Raw genomic sequence first — 15,983 nt, 5'->3', positions numbered from 1 at the left:
ATGTTTATATTTCTAATATACTCAAAAAATGATTTCTTTTCAGTATAGTACAAAAAACCAGCCGCATTTTTTTCACGGCTGGTTTTTCATTAATTATTCATTCATTTGATGTTTATATTTGTGATTTAATCTTATTGTAAAGTAAGCAATGGTTCCTACAGAGAAAATAAGCATAAAGCCTATTAGAATTATGAGATTTTGCCACATGAAACTGTAATCGCCACTTGAAATAACAGCCTTAAAGCCTTGAACCGAATAGCTCATCGGCAGATAGGCATTGAAATGCTGTAAGAAGTTCGGGATTAACTCAAGCGGGAATGTTCCGGCGCTGGTAGTTAATTGTAAAATCAAGATAATAATCGCAATAAAGCGGCCAGCCTCGGCAAATACAGAGACAAGGAGCTGAATTAACGCGATAAACGTTAAGCTTGTTATTATTGAAAAAAGAATAAATTTTGGTACGCTTTGTACATCTAGACCTAATCCTCCAAGGAGAATCACATCTGCCAATAAAGCTTGGAAAATTCCAATCCCAGCCATGATTGAAAACTTACTAGAAAACCAGTTAAATCCATTGGCCGGAGCAATCGCTGTATCACGAAGTGGAAAGACAATTGAGAGAAGAAGTGCACCTACAAACAAGCCTAGCGATAGGAAATATGGTGTAAATCCCGTTCCATAGTTTGGCACATGATTAATTTTCTCACTATCGAGCTTTACCGGATCTGCCATCATATTATAAGTCTTTTCATTTGAGTGAACCTTTGCAACTTCCTTTCCACCTTTTGATAGTTTATCTGCTAATTCCTTGGCCCCATTAGAAAGTTTCGATGTACCGTCTTTTAACTGCCCGGAACCATCTGACAATTGTCCCGTTCCAGATGTTAGGGCAGACGCACCCGCTGTTAATTGATTCATACCATTTGTAAGATCCGCGGCCCCTTTTTTCAGATTTCCCGAACCTGATGCTAATTGTCCGGTTCCTGTGGAAATTTTATCAGCACCATCTGCCAACTGACTTATTCCTTCAGAAAGATTGTTGGTGCCATCTGTTAATTTTGATGAACCTGCATATAAATCATGGATCCCTTTTTGCAATTCCTGCTGACCGCCATTAACTTTGCCAATGCCGGCAATTAATTGATCAAAATAAGGGGTTGTTTGAGCTTTTATTTTATCCTCTAAGCCCTTCGATGAACCTGCTAATTTTCCATCTACCCCTGTTTTGAATTGGTTAAAACCAGCCTCCATTTTAGGGTTAAGTTCTGATAAAATTTGCTGCTCTAACTGTTCTTTCGTTGGTGCATTTTTTTTCTCATTAGCCATTATTCCTTGAACCAGTGCTGGATCCACTTTGTTCTCAATTAAGGTTTGGGCTAGTTTCTGCATTTTCTCTGTTTGTTGCGTTATTGTTTGATCCGCAATTTGGGTTGCTAATGTGTTAGTTAACTGTGATTGAAATTGATCAATACCCGAATTAAGTTCTCCAACACTTCCAGTCAATTCTTTTTCAATTCCTGCAGCAATCCCTGCGGGAAGGTCACGTTTTAATTGTTCTGCACCTGCAGATACCTCCTTCGTTCCATCAATAAGCAACAGAAGATTGGCATCAGCTTTGGCTAGCCCTTTTTTCAACTCAGTCGATCCTCTGGCTACTTGTTTAGAGCCGGAAGTTGCTGCCTTCACACCATTGTCGAATTCAATCGACTTTTTGGCTAAAGTAGAAAGTCCGTTATACAAATCCTTCGATCCAACTGCAAGCTTATTAGATCCGGCATCAGCAGCTTTCATTCCATCGTTAAATTCACTTGTTTTTTCAGCAAGGGTTGCTAGCCCATCATTTAAATCCATTGAGCCCTTTTCAAGGTCAACAGAACCATCACTTAACTGGACTGCACCATCGCTCGCCTTTACAACACCATCGGCAAGCTCACTGATTTTATCAAACATGGTTTCAGCATAAGTTTCAGTTACCTTTTCAGCAACAGCTGTTTTGATTTTTTCTGCAGCCGTGGCGCCGATTTGCGCAGATAAGAAGTTATAACTTTCATTAGGTGTATAAACCAATTCCAGCTTTTCCGGTTGCTCATCCAATAAAGTTGTCGCATTTTTTGAAAAATCCTTGGGGATTTCGATGACCATATAATATTTCTGTTCTTTTAAGTTATCGTAGCCCTCTTTTTTACCGACAAACTCAAACCCAAATTGTTTATTTTTCTTTAGCTTAGATACTAAATCATCACCAAGCTTCAAATGGGTCCCATCGAGCGTTGCACCCGCATCTTCGTTGACAACGGCAACTGGAAGTTCATCAAGTTTTGCGTATGGATCCCAGAATGCCCATAAAAACATTCCTGCATATAATACGGGGACAAACATGACAGCAATAATTGGGATTAACACTTTTTTATTTCTTACAATAGCAAGGAGCTCTTCCTTAAATAGCATGTTTTTCACTTATGACCCTCCTTTTAAATTTATGACTATTTTGTTCATTTAGTCATTTTTGTTTAAAAAATTAGGACTATCCCATAGACAACCCTAAAATTGACTATTACCCTACCTAATAAATTATGACCACTTGAACAATTCGGTCATTTAATACTTTTAGAGTATACAATGATTCCTGCCTGATTGCAAGCAGAAAAAAGGAGCTGTTATCAATGAACAGCTCCTTTTGAAAAATCTTTTCTTGTTAAAAACTCCAGGACGTCTTTGACAGCTGCCTCTCCTTGATCAATACAATCCGGAAGTCCAACACCACCATAAGAAGAACCTGCTAAAAATACACCAGGTAGATCCGTTTTCATATGCTTTAAAATGTCAGCTAAACGTTGTTTATGTCCCACTGTATATTGGGGCATTGAATTTTTCCAACGTGAAATGATTGCAAAATCCGGATTCATTGTGATGTCCATCGTTTTCTTCAAGTCATCTAGTACAATCTTAATAATTCTGTCATCAGAGAGGTCAACGATGGTTTCATCTCCAGACCTCCCAACATAGCAGCGGAGTAATACTTTCCCTTTTGGAGTTGAATGATCCCACTTTTTATGTGTCCAAGTACATGCAGTGATCGAATAATCACTATTTCTAGAAACAACAAAACCTGTTCCATCGATGTCATTTTTCACTGCCTCTTCCGGAAATGCTAAAGCTACTGTTGCTACTGAGGTAGAAGGGACTAATTTCAAGGGATCAAAAAAACTATACTCTGCAAACATCGCCTGTGTTATTTTATGAGGAGTCGCTGCAATGACGCTATCTGCCACCATTGTTTCCCCATTATTGAGATAAACTTCATACTTATTCTCAACTTTGGTGATTTTGTCTACACGATGTCCTTTTAAAATAGATATTGGATCCAATTTTGCTTCAATGGCTTCTGCAAAGGATTGAAGCCCCGTTTTAAATGTTAAGAAAGCGCCTTTAGCTTTTTCCTTACTTACAGGTTTGCTGGGTTGGGCAGGGGTAGATTTTTTCATGCCAATGATCAGGCTTCTATATTTCTGTTCTACCTCATAGAATTGCGGGAAAGTAGACATGAGGCTTAATTGATCTATATCACCGGCATAAATCCCAGATAATAATGGTTCAATTAAATTTTCGACAACCTCATCGCCTAGTCTTCTTCTGAAGAATTCGCCTAATGATTGGTCTCTTCCGCTTTCGGACCGAGGTAAAAGGAAATCTGCCGCAGCTCTTAGTTTACCAGGAATAGAAAAAAGACCTGTTGTGAGAAAAGGTCCTACTTCCGTTGGAATTCCCATGATCGAACCACCGGGCATTGAGTGAAGTTTCTCGTTAACTAAAACGAATGATTTTCCCGTGGAATTATGGACTAATTGATCATCCATCCCTACTTCCGCAGCTAACCTGGAAATACTTGTCTTTCGTGCTAAAAATGAATCCGGGCCTCTCTCAATCGTATAACCATCCCTGACAACGGTTTGCATTTTGCCACCGAGACGGTGTGATGCTTCGATGAGTTTAATTTCATACGGGAGATTATGGTCTTGAATTGCTTTTTGAAGATAAAAAGCTGATGTGAGCCCAGCAATTCCTCCCCCAATGATAATAATCTTTTGTTTTTCTTCTGCCACGGTACTCACCTTCTTCCACTAATCTGAATCTTATTCAGCTGTCATTTTAAGAACAACTATCGACAATGCATCAATAAATTCTTCCTTTGCATTCGGCATTTCCGGTCGATAATAGCTTACACCTAATTCTTCCGTCACTTTTCTACATTCATAATCATTATCATAAAGCACTTCAAGGTGTTCAGATACAAACCCTACAGGTGCATAAACAAATGCCTTATAATGATGCTCTTTATATAAATCCCTTGTTAAATCCTGAACATCTGGGCCCAGCCAAGGCTCAGGAGTTTGCCCAGCACTTTGCCACCCAACAACGTATTTTTTTACCCCAGCCTGTTCAGCAATTAAGTCAGCTGTTTCTTTCAGTTGACTCGGATATGGATCCCCAAACTGCAAAATTTTCTCTGGCAGACTATGCGCTGAAACGATGAGAACTGCATCATCCTTTTCTTCTTCAGGCATTTGGTCAAAGATTTTTTTAATCTTTCCTGCCCAATAATCGATAAACTGTGGTTCCTGATACCAGCTTTCAATTGTTCTTATCTTTAGCCCGCCTAATTTTTCTGCTTCTTCTTGGGCTCTTCCATTATAGGATTTTATGCTAAAGGTTGAAAAATGCGGAGCAAGAACTATACTTACAGCCTCTTCGATCCCATCAGCATGCATTTGATGAACAGCATCTTCAATAAACGGCTGGATATGTTTTAGACCAAGATACATTTTGAATTCTATATTTTGTTGGATTTTATTTAGATGTTCTTCGAGTTTTTCTGCTTGCTCGAGTGTGATCTTTGCCAAAGGGGAGATCCCGCCAATCGCTTCATATCGACTGCGAAGCTCTTCAATCATTTCTGGAGTTGGCTTCCGGCCGTGGCGAATATGTGTATAGTACCTCTCTAAATCATCTAAGTTATATGGGGTACCATATGCCATTACCAGCAGACCCATTTTCTTTTTTGTCATGTCCGCACCTCATTTTAAAGTCTCTTCGCTTTTCCGTATTCAATGTTGGACGACTGATTAGGTTTGGGGCCAATAAAAGCTGGAGTGCTCTTAATGACCCAATATCAAGCAGCCCATATTATTGTGCCAAAAAATTGGACTGCTTACCAATTTAAAGACTTAAGATGGAAACTTAACGACTGAGTTTTGATGCTGAATACTCATGGACAAATGAAGTTAATTTTTTCAACGTTTCTGGGTTAACTGAAGGGAATACACCGTGACCCAAATTAAAGATGTAACCATCTTGTGCCATTCCTTGGTCTAATATTGCTTTCGCTCTTTCTTCGATTACTTCCCATGGAGCTAACAAAATAGCCGGGTCAAGATTGCCTTGAACGGTTTTATGAATGCCCATTTCCCTTGCCTCGTGAATTGGCAAGCGCCAATCTAAACCTACAACATCAATTGGCAGGTCATTCCATTCTAATGCAAGATGGCTAGCACCAACTCCGAACATAATTAACGGAACATTTTCCTCTTTTAATGAAGTAAAGATACGATTCATGACAGGCTTAATGAAATAACGATAATCCTCTACATTGAGTGCTCCCACCCATGAATCAAAAATCTGGATGGCCCTTGCACCAGCTTTAATTTGCGACTTTACATATGTAATGATCATGTCCGCAAGTTTTTCCATAAGTGCAAACCATGCCTTTGGCTCGGTGTACATAAACGCTTTGGTCTTATTATAGTTTTTAGAAGGGCCGCCTTCGATCATATAACTTGCCAAAGTAAATGGTGCACCAGAAAAGCCGATTAATGGCACGGATAATTGCTCTTGGGTTAATAATTTAATTGTGTCCAATACATAAGGAACATCTTCTTCTGGATTAATTTCGCCTAGCTTTTCAACATCTGCTAAAGAACGGATCGGATTGTCAATAACTGGTCCAATCCCACCTTTTATTTCTACCTCCATACCAATCGCTGGCAGGGGTGTCATTATATCTTTATATAAAATGGCTGCATCGACGTTATATTGTTCAACAGGCAAGCGCGTTACATACGCACAAAGCTCAGGCTGGTGAGTGATTTCAAATAAGGAATACTTTTCTTTAATCTCTCTGTACTCTGGTTGTGAACGACCAGCTTGGCGCATATACCATACAGGTACATGGTCAGTTTTCTCACCTCTGGCTGCTTTTAAAAATGTTTCATTAATCGGTCTTGTCATTAGGGTAGTCCACCTTTCAAAAACATGTCTGTTGTCCATTTTAATATATATAGCATGAATTTAAAACTTACTGATTCTTTCTAAACTGTATTTACTATATCTATTAATCCTATTTGTGTATAGATAACGCTATTAACTGTCAAAAAAAAGTCGTTTTTATGTTTTAAAATTCGTTAAATCTGCAGGCTTACTTCCCAATATTTTTTTCACTTTCAGCTCTCACCACTTGATGCAATTTTCATATTCTGTATTACATCCAACAGGGCTATAGCCCCCCTGGGTGAAAGAAAGGAGGAAATTGTATGATTGTCGAGCTTACTGCTCTTCATTGGATATATGTGACCTTTATTGTTCTTATTATTGGGTTTATGGTAATGAGAAGGGACACATCCATTGTTTGTATCGTAGGTATTTTCCTAATTGCTATCACAGCAACCGGTTCGTTAAGTCATTCGATAAGTAGTATTTTCAACAGTTTCAGTTATGCCATTACAGAATTATTATCTACTATTCTTGTTATTTCAATAATTGTAGCGATGAGCAATACATTAACGGTAACCGGAATTAATGATGTCATGATTTCACCTTTTCGAAAACTTATTCGTAACCCAACTCTCGCCTATTGGACAATAGGAATTCTAATGATGATTATTTCCTGGTTCTTCTGGCCTTCCCCTGCTGTTGCACTTTTAGGTGCCGTCCTTCTTCCAGTTGCGATTCGAGCAGGACTTCCTGCCCTTGGTGTTGCCATGGCAATGAACTTGTTTGGTCATGGAATCGCTTTATCGGGTGACTTTGTGATTCAGGCTGCCCCTAAGCTTACCTCTGATGCAGCAGGTATTCCAATTCAAGATGTCATTAATGCCAGCATTCCATTAGTATTTATTATGGGTCTTGTTACAACCGTTACGGCATTCTACTTCTTACGAAGGGATATGAAGCGTGGTGTTCTAACCACTACAACTTCTGTCAACTCGGATTCGCCTTCGAGCAGCACTGACCATCCTGCGCTTTTATCACTTGCTCAAAAACGCTTCTTTGCTATATTAGTACCATTATTATTTGCTGCAGATGTTGCCGCCATGTCAATCCTTGATTTAGCAGGTGGTGATGCCACAGCATTAATTGGTGGTACCTCCATTCTTATTCTTCTGTTAATCACTTTAACGAGCCATAAAAATAAAGGCTTAGAAAAAACAACCCAATATTTAATAGAAGGATTCCAATTTGGTTTTAAAGTTTTTGGTCCTGTTATTCCAATTGCCGCGTTCTTCTATTTGGGTGACGCCGGATTTGGGAAAATCATTGGTGACTTTTTACCGAAGGCTTCCCAAGGGATTGTCAATGATTTAGGCGTTGCTCTCGCGAATATCGTTCCGTTAAGCAAAGAAGTTGGGGCGATTACCCTAACTACTGTAGGTGCCATCACTGGTCTGGATGGTTCAGGCTTTTCAGGCATATCGCTTGCTGGATCCGTTGCCAGCCTATTTGCTGTGGCTATAGGTAAAGGTGCTGCCACATTGACTGCACTCGGGCAAATCGCTGCTATATGGGTAGGCGGCGGAACACTTGTACCATGGGCGTTAATCCCGGCTGCCGCTATCTGTAATGTTGATCCATTTGAACTAGCCAGAAGAAACCTCCTACCAGTTGTGATCGGTCTCGTCGTGACAACGATTGCAGCAATGTTTCTCATTTAATCCAAGTAAAGAGGCTGATCCAGTGATCAGCCTCTTTACTTATTTTATACGTTTTTTTAAATAGGTATATATTTGAATCCAAATCACTACCCAAAGATAACCTAAGGCATAGCCTCCAAGGACATCGGAAGGATAATGAACATGTAAAATAATTCGGCTAGCACCTATTAATAATAGTAAGATGGTTGTAATTGCAGCAATGGTTATTTTTCCTGCCTTTGATTTTGTTCCCTCAATTAAAAGATACGCAATCATAAAATAAACAATCATCCCTACCATGGCATGACCGCTCGGAAAACTGTAGCTTTTCACATTGACAAGATGTTCAAGGTCTGGCCTAGGTCGCTCAAAAAGATCTTTTAAAAGCTTACTAATTTCATTACCTAATGCTATTGATAAAGCCAGAACGGCAGCACCAATATAGCTCCTTTTTTTTAGTAGTAACCAGGCTAACGCTAGCAAGGCCACAACCCCAATCCCTTTTTTATCTCCCATTTCTGTTAGTTGAATAAAAAAAGGAATGATTGTCTCAGGTACATGTGAGAATAGCCCTGCTATCTTTTCATCAATCCAAAATTGGCTGTGGATTCCGACTTTGATTGTAGTAAATAAGGCAATTAATACAGCAATAAACATAAAAATAAAAGAAGGATTCCACCTGTTTTGATTTTTCCCCATTCCCCAAACCCTTTCCTGCATCTATCTAGTAGAAATTCTAATAAAAGTATAATGAATAGGAATATAAAAATCTACTTTATAGGATAAAAGTGATAAAATAGTTTGAAAATACATTCTTTATTTCTGATACGTTTGGGGGAATCGATTTGTTAAACAAGCTGTTTGCTGCTTTAGAAGGGTCATATGAAGAAATGGTTGCCTTACGCCGTTATATGCACCAGCATCCAGAGTTATCTTTTAAGGAATATAATACAGCAAAATTCATTCAATCCTTTTATGAGAAGCTCCAAATTGAAGTAAGAGTTAACGTGGGTGGTAATGGTGTAGTTGCTAAGGTTTATGGAAAGAAGCCTGGTAAAACGGTTGCATTACGCGCTGATTTTGATGCATTACCCATTCAGGATGAAAAGGAAGTTCCATACAAATCCTTAGTTCCAGGAGTGATGCATGCTTGTGGACATGATGGTCATACAGCTACTCTCCTCGTCCTTGCAAAAACAATCAACGATTTAAAAGAGGAATTGGAAGGCACATATGTTTTTATCCATCAACACGCTGAGGAGTATGCTCCTGGTGGTGCGATTTCAATGATTGAAGATGGATGTTTAGATGGTGTTGATGTGATTTTTGGTACTCATTTATGGGCAAGTGAACCGACGGGAACCATCCAATATCGAACCGGACCAATCATGGCGGCGGCTGACCGCTTTGAAATTGACATCCAGGGTAAAGGCGGTCATGGTGCCCAGCCACATAAAACGGTAGATGCCATCGTAATTGCTTCTCAGCTTGTTTTAAATCTACAGCAAATTGTCAGTCGCAGGATTAATCCGATTGATTCCGCTGTTGTCACCATTGGCTCTTTCACGGCACAGAATGCCTTCAACGTAATAGCTGACAAAGCGCATCTCATTGGCACTGTGCGGACTTTTAATGATAGCGTCCGTCAATTTATCGAGGATGAAATGGAAAGAATTATTGCTGGTACATGCTCTATGTCAGGCAGTTCGTATGAATTTAGGTTTGATCGGGGCTACCCTGCGGTGGTCAATCATGAGAAAGAAACCGTTTATTTGACTTCCTGTGCACAGAAGGTCGCAGAAGTAACCACTATCGAAGAAAGCGAGCCGCAAATGGGCGGTGAAGATTTCTCCTATTATTTGCAAAACGTGCCAGGTACATTCTTCTTCACTGGAGCAAAGCCGGTAGGCAGCGAAACTGGATACCCTCATCATCACCCCAAATTTGATATTGATGAAAAGGCAATGTTAATTGCAGCGAAAACATTGGGTGTGGCCGCAATAAGTATTCATGGTAATGATTAAGGAAAATCCCCTGCACTCAAATTGAGTCAGGGGATTTTTGCAGTAGTCTTAATCGATAGGCATTCATAGCTGTTTCTCCTAAATGCTTAAGGAGATTGTGATTGGCATAAGCACCGACAAAAGCTCCAATGCCCGGGACTAGTTGGAGCATTTTAGCTAAGTCGATATAATCCCGATACTCCTGCTGAAACTTGCGCCAATCCATTTCCACAAGAACCCGCTTTCGATTCTCCCAGTTTTCAATTTCATCTAGTGTACTCTTACGGATGTCCTCACTTGAAAATGCAAGCTGAAAAACATGAAGAATAAAAAGTCTTTCTGCATATTCCTTTGTACTAAACCCATAGATGGATGCTGCTTCAAATAGAAATTTCATCTTAATGGAAAGCAGTAACGGAAAGTCAGCTAGTCCAAGCAAAATACCACCAGCCCCAGTCCCCGCACCTTCAATCATCGCTGTCTTTTGAAAAGAAGCAATTTTTATAACTGCTAACTCATCTCTTTCTGCAAGCGTTAAGCCACGTGCCTGATCTTTACTGGTTGTCACCTGCGAGCCGAATAACGTTGCTTTTACCATTGCTTTGATACTTTCTGTCATTACCTCATGAACCTTTTCAGGAATTAATTCATTTATTTTCCCTTGAGCTTTTTTCGATAATCGGTTCATCATCCCTGAACGTCTCGTTAATTTTCGTTTCCACTCTTCGACTTCCTCAAAAACCTTTAATTCATACTCGTTCATTGGCAACCCCTCCACAATAATAATATGCATACATTCGAAGTTCTCCGCCCAATAGTTTCACAAAAATCCCCTTTTATGATTTAAAAGGGGATTTCCGATTATGATTTCAATCGTTTACTAGCGTAAAAATAAACAAAAACATAGCTAAAAACAAGTCCAGCACCTAAAGATAGCAACGATATGAACAAATCACCTTTAAACAATATAAATAATGAAAAGATGACTGTTTGGATCACTAAAATGGTCATTAATAAATAGTAAAATGCTCCTGTTTTATATTTTTGTTCCACAGGATATAAGTCTACCCATAGTTTATTTTGATGATGATTCCAAAGTGGAAGAAGCTGAAAACCCGTTAAATATAAGAATAAAATTCCAAGTAAAATTTGACCTAACCCAAAAGAAATAAAATAAATCGCAAGTGCACCAATTACTGTTAAGCGCGTAAAGAGTCCTAGATAATCAGATGACCGTAAAAAGGCTCTCGAAAACAAATAATGATAGGTCTTATCGCGGGAAAAGGCAATTCGGTTAATGAATATATCTAACCATTTTCTTCTTTTTACCGTATCCCTTAATTTTGGCACGTCTGTAAACATATTTGCCAGCCGGTAAAAGGACGCCATCCTTTTCTCTTCTTGATTAATTAATAAATCCCATTTAAGGCCCATTTTCTTAGTTTGAACATAAAAGTAAAAGTAATAAAAAATACAAACTACAACAATTAGCAATAGGATAAAAATACTCGCATGTTTAAATAACAAATATGTAAAAGTTGCATTTATTAAATAGCGAACAAAGATATCCCATCTATGGATAGAAGATTGTACGAAAAAGTCAATTCTCCAGCTAGTCGCTAAATTCCAAGCCTTTAAGGCCAAAAGTATAACTAGAAAGGGGATAAATGAACGGAAGCCATTACTACTTATTTGGGCATACATTGGCATCAATACTGCCAACAACATAAGGAGAAGATACCCTTGAAAAACAAGACTCGTTCCTCCTGAACGAAGAAAATACCCTTTTAATTTTTCCTCAAGCGGGAGTATAAACACCTGATCGGCTTCAAGCAGGAAATTGTAAACTGGACTATAGGTTAACAAGATACCTATCAATACAGCGATAATTATTTCTGCAGGAAAACCATCTGTAAGAGTTTCAATCCACTTTTGATAATAAAATGAGGCCGTTCCAATTAAAAACAATAAAACAACGACCAGATGCCCATTGAAAATATAGCGTAAATACCTGCCTAAATCTTTAATACGACCGCTAGCTCGGTCTTTCCAAAGCTTTTTTTCATCAAACATAATTTTCTTCCTTTGTTAATTGAATATACAAATCATCTAAAGAAGCAGCTGGCATGGAAAATTGCTCCCTCAACTCCTCAAGCGTCCCTTTTGCACGTATTTTTCCTTCATGCAAAATCACAAATCGATTACAATACTTTTCCGCAGTGGCCAAAATATGAGTGGACATTAAAATACCTGCACCGTTATCTTTCACTTTTTTCATTAAATCAAGTAGGGATTGAATACCCAGTGGATCAAGACCAACAAAAGGTTCATCAACAATATATAGAGACGGCTGAATTAAAAATGCACACATAATCATTACCTTTTGTTTCATGCCTTTAGAAAAATGGGCAGGAAACCACTTTAAACGCTTTTCCATACGAAATTCTGTCAGCAATGATGTAATACGCTCTTTATAAGTAGCCTCGTCAAGACCGTACGCCATTGCCGTAAGTTTCAAATGCTCCTCAAGGGTCAATTCTTCATATAAAACCGGGGTTTCTGGAACAAACGTAAACATTTTACGATAAGCTTCTTTATTTTCTGTAAAGGTTTGTCCATTTATTTTTACTGCACCACGGTGTGGTTCCATTAATCCAATAATGTGTTTTATGGTTGTACTTTTGCCCGCCCCATTTAATCCAATAAGGCCGACAATTTCTTTTTCCTTTACTTCAAAGGAAACATCTTTTAAGACAGGGTTTCGTGTATATCCCCCGACAAGATTTTCAATCATTAATAAAGACATTTGCAACGTCCTTCCTAAGCACGATTATTTTATTATTTTAACAAATTGTCCTTGATAAAAATAGAAATTCAAATTTTTATCTTTTTTTTGTATATTTCTTTTCACATCGGACATCATAATATTCGAAGGGGAAATAACTTACTTCGATGAAGCGATTCATCAAAACTTGAGATGAGGTGTCTGTCAAAGACAATTTACATTTCAAATAAGTGAGCTTCCAATTCGTTTCAGATAAGGGGATGGTTGTTTTGTACCAAGTGCACAGTAACCATTTTGAGTTCTAGTAACACCAAGTAACTGTTTATCTTAAAAAAATAAACATTAAATGAGGTGTTTACCGCAGATCGCTACCTGTTTTTATAAGTTGGGAAAACATATAAAAACACTATAGGGGATGGTCAGCTTGAACAATAATGTCTCTTTATAAAAAACACTCTATGAAAAATGAGGTGTTTATCAAAGAACACTCCTATTGAACGTACCTTTTGAAGCAATTCCCCTTCGAGAGGGCAGGATTCCACGCGGATCCTGCCTTTTTCTTTTTGGAGTTTGTATGGTAAAATAATACAAACCAATTAGAAGGGATCGTGTATGTAATGAGCGATTGTATTTTTTGTAAAATTGTTAATGGAGAAATTCCATCCGCAAAAGTTTTTGAGAATGAGCATGTATTAGCCTTTTTGGATATTACACAGGTAACTAAAGGACATACATTAGTTATTCCGAAAATACATAAGGAAAACTTATTTGAACTAACTCCAGAAATTGCCAGAAACCTTTTTGAAGTGGTCCCTGCCATTGCGAATGCCTTAAAAAAAGAATTTGAACCAATTGGATTAAATACGCTAAATAATAATGGTGAACATGCCGGTCAATCCGTATTTCATTATCATATGCATTTACTTCCGCGTTATGGAAAAGGGGACGGATTTGGAGCTGTATGGAAAAGTAATCAAAGTGAATATACTTTCCCAATGTTAGAAGAAATGGCTGCAAATATTAATAATCAAGTGTAAAACTAAGGTATTTTTAATTGTCTGAAAATTATATCTTTATTATTATTATATAATTATGTTATAATGAGAGCAGGTTTTTCGCTGCAGGCGACTAGAGCACTGCAGGAGGAACAAATAGATTAGTATAGCAGAGGAGAGAAGAGAAATGAATACGAAGAACATTGTAATTTTAGCACTATTAGCGGGGATTGGGGTGGTCTTGCATACGGTAATGCCAAGTTTTCTTGGAATTAAACCTGACATGATGCTTGCTATGATGTTTTTGGGAATAATCCTTATTCCTGAGATAAAGAGTGTCTTGCTCTTGTCCATTGTGACTGGAGTATTGTCTGCATTAACAACTGGATTTCCAGGTGGACAAATTCCTAATATCATTGATAAGCCCATCACTGCTTTGGTCTTCCTCGGTTTATTTTTATCCTTAAAAAAATACCGAAACTCTATTGTAAGTGTTGCCGTCTTAACTGCGGTTGGAACTGCTGTTTCAGGGACAATCTTTTTAACATCAGCATTCTATCTTGTAGGCTTACCTATGTCTTTTACCGCACTATTTGCAGCAGGTGTTTTGCCCGCCATTGCACTCAATACCGTTACAATGGTTATTTTGTATCCAGTAGCTCAATCAATTGTTAAGCGAACTAAATTAACAACACCTTCCGTCATTCAAAAATAATGAACGGGATCCTTTTTAAGAAAAGAACCCAGAGGGGTTCTTTTCTTAATATACTTTCTATAAAAAATAGGTGATCATTACAGCAATTACCAGACAAATCCCTCCACCTCCAGCTAATGCAAATGTTCTTTTCTTTAATATTTGTTTAGGTGGATATACACCGGGGCTTGTTAATCTTAAAAAATATTTAATTGCTCCTAATAAAAAGATCGCACCAAAAATTAAAAAAAGGGTTGCAGCAAGCTTCATCTATCTTATCCCCCTATTTAGTTTCAAAAATTCTACCATTTGTTGTAACTATTTATATGTTTAGGCGTCCATTCCTATGAACAGGGTCTAATAAGTTAATAAAGGGATGACTGGAAACTGTTCTTTAAACAAAATTTTAGAGTGAATTTTCTAAATGTTGCTATTTTTCGGTGGATCTAGTCAAAACATATGATTCTTTTCAACAATATGCATATTTTTTTAAAATTCAATAGGATATTATTCTAATTTTTAAAAATTTTGTGAATTTATACTTTATTAATTTTTACTTTATTGGCATAATGAAAATAGAGAAATATAAAGTGGGTGAAAATGGGGATGACTGAAAAACAATATTCAATGAAGGAAGCGATGATTTTTACTCAGAGAGTTGCACAATTAAGTAAAGCCTTGTGGAAATCGATTGAGAAAGATTGGCAGCAATGGATAAAGCCTTTTGATTTAAATATTAATGAACATCATATTCTATGGATTGCTTACCATTTAAATGGGGCTTCTATATCGGATGTGGCCAAGTTCGGGGTTATGCATGTTTCAACAGCATTTAACTTTTCGAAAAAGTTAGAAGAACGAGGTTTGCTTCAATTTTCAAAAAAGGAAAATGACAAACGTAATACTTATATCCAGCTTACTGAAAAGGGTGACGAGATTTTACTTCAACTAATGGAAACCTATGAGCCAAATGGCAATGCTGTATTTTCTGGTGCTTTGCCGCTTCGTGACTTATACGGCAAGTTTCCAGAGATTGTTGAAATGATGGCAATCGTCCGAAACATTTATGGGGAAGATTTCATGGAAATCTTTGAACGTTCCTTTCATAATATTGAAAGTAGGTTTGTTGAAGAAGATGGTAAGCTAAGAAAATCAAAAAATACTGAACAAGAACTCGTTTAATATTGTTTTATAAGTACTTTACCATCTCTTGAAAAAGGGGTAAGTAAAGCTTTTGCGTTAAACACGCGTTAATTACTTCTCTTATATTTAGCGTAGATGGTAATGATACAGATAATTCATGAAAAAGCGGATGGAAGTACACATACCCCTCCGCTTTTTGTTCTTCCATTTTTAGGTTCATTTTGTCACATAAAGAATAAAACTTCTCTATTTCCTGTTCGGTAATCCCATTTTCAATTATTAGTTTATATAATTCAAGCTTTGGATCATTAAGCAACTTTAATAATAGCTTTTGATGATATTCAAGCAAGTTTATTCTTTCCAGTAATTCATATTCATTCATCCTATTGCCCTCTTTTC

General features: G+C 37.7%; 15 protein-coding genes. 5 read left to right on the top strand and 10 right to left on the bottom strand.

The genetic code is table 11. The annotated features are described in order from the left end of the window. Positions 1-93: 93 nt before the first annotated feature. The 4 genes from COE25_RS12150 to hemE form a co-directional block, all read right to left on the bottom strand. Positions 94-2,448: a YhgE/Pip domain-containing protein gene (locus tag COE25_RS12150; RefSeq protein WP_257208795.1), complete on the bottom strand. Its 2,355-nt coding sequence runs from the start codon at positions 2,446-2,448 to the stop codon at positions 94-96. Positions 2,449-2,660: 212 nt separating this feature from the next. Further along, complete coding sequence (gene hemY, locus COE25_RS12145) at positions 2,661-4,103, bottom strand: protoporphyrinogen oxidase (protein WP_098932833.1); 1,443 nt, start codon at positions 4,101-4,103, stop codon at positions 2,661-2,663. Positions 4,104-4,133: 30 nt separating this feature from the next. Further along, positions 4,134-5,066, bottom strand: coding sequence for a ferrochelatase (hemH, locus tag COE25_RS12140; RefSeq protein WP_098932832.1), 933 nt, complete (start codon positions 5,064-5,066; stop codon positions 4,134-4,136). Between the two features lie 172 nt (positions 5,067-5,238). Beyond that, on the bottom strand, positions 5,239-6,285 hold the full coding sequence (gene hemE / locus COE25_RS12135; RefSeq protein WP_098932831.1) for a uroporphyrinogen decarboxylase: 1,047 nt from the start codon (positions 6,283-6,285) through the stop codon (positions 5,239-5,241). Positions 6,286-6,587: 302 nt separating this feature from the next. Here hemE and COE25_RS12130 point away from each other — a divergent pair, with 302 nt between their 5' ends. After that, entirely contained in the window at positions 6,588-7,985 is a 1,398-nt protein-coding gene (locus COE25_RS12130; protein WP_088086009.1) for a hypothetical protein, read from the top strand. A gap of 39 nt (positions 7,986-8,024) precedes the next feature. Here the strand turns inward: COE25_RS12130 and COE25_RS12125 are convergent, their stop codons facing one another. Continuing rightward, positions 8,025-8,663: a phosphatase PAP2 family protein gene (locus COE25_RS12125; RefSeq protein ID WP_180247495.1), complete on the bottom strand. Its 639-nt coding sequence runs from the start codon at positions 8,661-8,663 to the stop codon at positions 8,025-8,027. 146 nt (positions 8,664-8,809) lie between these two features. Between COE25_RS12125 and COE25_RS12120 the strand changes: the two genes are divergently transcribed. Further along, positions 8,810-9,988: a M20 family metallopeptidase gene (locus COE25_RS12120; RefSeq protein WP_098932829.1), complete on the top strand. Its 1,179-nt coding sequence runs from the start codon at positions 8,810-8,812 to the stop codon at positions 9,986-9,988. Between the two features lie 16 nt (positions 9,989-10,004). Here the strand turns inward: COE25_RS12120 and COE25_RS12115 are convergent, their stop codons facing one another. The 3 genes from COE25_RS12115 to COE25_RS12105 all read right to left on the bottom strand — a co-directional run bounded on the left by COE25_RS12115 (position 10,005) and on the right by COE25_RS12105 (position 12,773). After that, positions 10,005-10,730 (bottom strand): EcsC family protein, encoded by a 726-nt coding sequence (locus COE25_RS12115; protein WP_098932828.1) that lies wholly within the window; start codon positions 10,728-10,730, stop codon positions 10,005-10,007. A gap of 98 nt (positions 10,731-10,828) precedes the next feature. Next, positions 10,829-12,040, bottom strand: coding sequence for an ABC transporter permease (locus tag COE25_RS12110; RefSeq protein WP_098932827.1), 1,212 nt, complete (start codon positions 12,038-12,040; stop codon positions 10,829-10,831). Next, on the bottom strand, positions 12,033-12,773 hold the full coding sequence (locus COE25_RS12105; protein ID WP_088086004.1) for an ABC transporter ATP-binding protein: 741 nt from the start codon (positions 12,771-12,773) through the stop codon (positions 12,033-12,035). The genes COE25_RS12110 and COE25_RS12105 overlap by 8 nt, the downstream gene beginning before the upstream one ends. 596 nt (positions 12,774-13,369) lie before the next feature. Between COE25_RS12105 and COE25_RS12100 the strand changes: the two genes are divergently transcribed. Continuing rightward, a complete protein-coding gene (locus tag COE25_RS12100; RefSeq protein WP_088086003.1) occupies positions 13,370-13,789 on the top strand; it encodes an HIT family protein in 420 nt (139 codons plus the stop codon). Between the two features lie 145 nt (positions 13,790-13,934). Next, positions 13,935-14,462, top strand: coding sequence for a tryptophan transporter (locus COE25_RS12095; RefSeq protein WP_088086002.1), 528 nt, complete (start codon positions 13,935-13,937; stop codon positions 14,460-14,462). A gap of 57 nt (positions 14,463-14,519) precedes the next feature. Here COE25_RS12095 and yhzF read toward each other — a convergent pair whose 3' ends face one another. Continuing rightward, positions 14,520-14,711 carry a membrane protein YhzF gene (yhzF, locus tag COE25_RS12090; protein WP_088086001.1) on the bottom strand — a complete coding sequence of 64 codons (192 nt, stop codon included), beginning with the start codon at positions 14,709-14,711 and terminating at the stop codon, positions 14,520-14,522. A gap of 336 nt (positions 14,712-15,047) precedes the next feature. Between yhzF and COE25_RS12085 the strand changes: the two genes are divergently transcribed. Continuing rightward, entirely contained in the window at positions 15,048-15,623 is a 576-nt protein-coding gene (locus tag COE25_RS12085) for an HTH-type transcriptional regulator Hpr (RefSeq protein ID WP_088090333.1), read from the top strand. A gap of 7 nt (positions 15,624-15,630) precedes the next feature. Here COE25_RS12085 and COE25_RS12080 read toward each other — a convergent pair whose 3' ends face one another. Next, positions 15,631-15,966 carry a DUF1878 family protein gene (locus tag COE25_RS12080; protein ID WP_088086000.1) on the bottom strand — a complete coding sequence of 112 codons (336 nt, stop codon included), beginning with the start codon at positions 15,964-15,966 and terminating at the stop codon, positions 15,631-15,633. Between the last annotated feature and the right edge of the window lie 17 nt (positions 15,967-15,983).

Source organism: Bacillus sp. AFS031507 (assembly GCF_002584635.1).
Lineage (GTDB): Bacteria > Bacillota > Bacilli > Bacillales > Cytobacillaceae > Neobacillus.
This window is presented reverse-complemented; position numbering and strand designations above follow the sequence as displayed.

Coding starts and splice junctions, on each gene's coding strand:
- COE25_RS12100 (WP_088086003.1), top strand. CDS start 13,370: ATGAGCGATTGTATTTTTTGTAAAATTGTTAATGGAGAAATTCCATCC.
- COE25_RS12085 (WP_088090333.1), top strand. CDS start 15,048: ATGACTGAAAAACAATATTCAATGAAGGAAGCGATGATTTTTACTCAG.
- COE25_RS12130 (WP_088086009.1), top strand. CDS start 6,588: ATGATTGTCGAGCTTACTGCTCTTCATTGGATATATGTGACCTTTATT.
- hemH (WP_098932832.1), bottom strand. CDS start 5,066: ATGACAAAAAAGAAAATGGGTCTGCTGGTAATGGCATATGGTACCCCA.
- COE25_RS12125 (WP_180247495.1), bottom strand. CDS start 8,663: ATGGGGAAAAATCAAAACAGGTGGAATCCTTCTTTTATTTTTATGTTT.
- yhzF (WP_088086001.1), bottom strand. CDS start 14,711: ATGAAGCTTGCTGCAACCCTTTTTTTAATTTTTGGTGCGATCTTTTTA.
- hemE (WP_098932831.1), bottom strand. CDS start 6,285: ATGACAAGACCGATTAATGAAACATTTTTAAAAGCAGCCAGAGGTGAG.
- COE25_RS12095 (WP_088086002.1), top strand. CDS start 13,935: ATGAATACGAAGAACATTGTAATTTTAGCACTATTAGCGGGGATTGGG.
- COE25_RS12110 (WP_098932827.1), bottom strand. CDS start 12,040: ATGTTTGATGAAAAAAAGCTTTGGAAAGACCGAGCTAGCGGTCGTATT.
- COE25_RS12105 (WP_088086004.1), bottom strand. CDS start 12,773: ATGTCTTTATTAATGATTGAAAATCTTGTCGGGGGATATACACGAAAC.
- COE25_RS12150 (WP_257208795.1), bottom strand. CDS start 2,448: ATGCTATTTAAGGAAGAGCTCCTTGCTATTGTAAGAAATAAAAAAGTG.
- COE25_RS12115 (WP_098932828.1), bottom strand. CDS start 10,730: ATGAACGAGTATGAATTAAAGGTTTTTGAGGAAGTCGAAGAGTGGAAA.
- COE25_RS12080 (WP_088086000.1), bottom strand. CDS start 15,966: ATGAATGAATATGAATTACTGGAAAGAATAAACTTGCTTGAATATCAT.